The organism is Vibrio sp. Vb0667, from assembly GCF_033391095.1.
The window spans coordinates 1-1084 of record NZ_JAWPOL010000353.1 but is presented as its reverse complement, the minus strand read 5'-3'; the positions used below and the strand labels follow the sequence as shown (position 1 = coordinate 1084).

Below are 1084 nucleotides of genomic sequence, written 5' to 3'. Positions count from 1 at the left end.
TAGAGAAGCCACAATAGGTACAAGCGTTGGCGCAAAGATTAGAGAGGTACAGCGGGATATATAGCGACATAGTGTTGCCAAAACGCTTACGCGTCAGCGAATAAGAAAGCTTTGCCATCTGCTCTAAGTACGGTTCAGCAGCAGGAGAAATCAACGCTTTAAAATCTTCCAAATCTCGTTTGGGTTTTGCTAGCGCCCTTTCCACATCCTGCTCCGTTTTGGCATAAATCGACATGGATATGTCATCCCAATCGAGCTGCTGAAAGCGATCATAAAAGCTCATATTGAACCCTCACTTCTACAGTTCATCGAGAAAAGCCGTTAGCGGACTGGAAGCAACGGCATGAGAAACTTTCCCTGCAAGCCCAGCTTCATAAGCCATACGACCTGACTCGACTGCCATCTTGAACGCTTTCGCCATCGCAACGGGATTACTTGCGGCAGCGATGGCCGTATTGACCAACACGGCGTCCGCGCCCATTTCCATCGCTCTTGCCGCATGTGAAGGCGCACCAATTCCCGCATCCACGACAACAGGTACGTTCGCTTGGTCAATAATGATTTCTAGAAAATCGTGCGAAGCGATACCTTTGTTCGAACCAATCGGCGCACCCAATGGCATCACCGCAGCACAGCCAACTCCTTCCAGTCGTTTACATAACACCGGATCGGCATGGCAATATGGCAACACAATAAAGCCTTCTCGCACGAGCTGTTCGGCAGCGGCTAAGGTTTCTATCGGGTCAGGCATTAAGTATTTCGGGTCGGGATGGATCTCCAGTTTGACCCAATTTGTGCCCAACGCTTCGCGAGCAAGCTGCGCAGCAAAAACAGCATCTTTGGCATTTTTAGCGCCAGAGGTGTTCGGTAGCAAATTCACACCGGCGTGAATCAGAGGCTGCAAAATGTCATCTTGCTGATCATGTACATCCACACGTTTAAGCGCCATCGTCGCGAGCTGTGAACCTGAAACCTGGATGGCTTCGGCCATTAAACGGCTATTAGAAAATTTGCCTGTTCCTGTGAACAAGCGTGATTGAAATTCTTTATCACCAATTTTCAGCATCGACGTTATCCCCCTGCG

The 1084-nt window shown here is 49.4% G+C and carries 1 protein-coding gene and 1 pseudogene; both read right to left on the bottom strand.

The features are described 5' to 3' along the window. Positions 1-283 (bottom strand): annotated as a pseudogene (gene thiH, locus R8269_RS25860) (2-iminoacetate synthase ThiH); the annotation flags it as partial. 15 nt (positions 284-298) lie between these two features. Beyond that, entirely contained in the window at positions 299-1066 is a 768-nt protein-coding gene (locus tag R8269_RS25855) for a thiazole synthase (RefSeq protein WP_318222993.1), read from the bottom strand. Positions 1067-1084: the final 18 nt, after the last annotated feature.

What these genes read in the sequence shown, in the direction of transcription:
- R8269_RS25855 (WP_318222993.1), bottom strand. Translation starts at nt 1,066, where the DNA reads ATGCTGAAAATTGGTGATAAAGAATTTCAATCACGCTTGTTCACAGGA.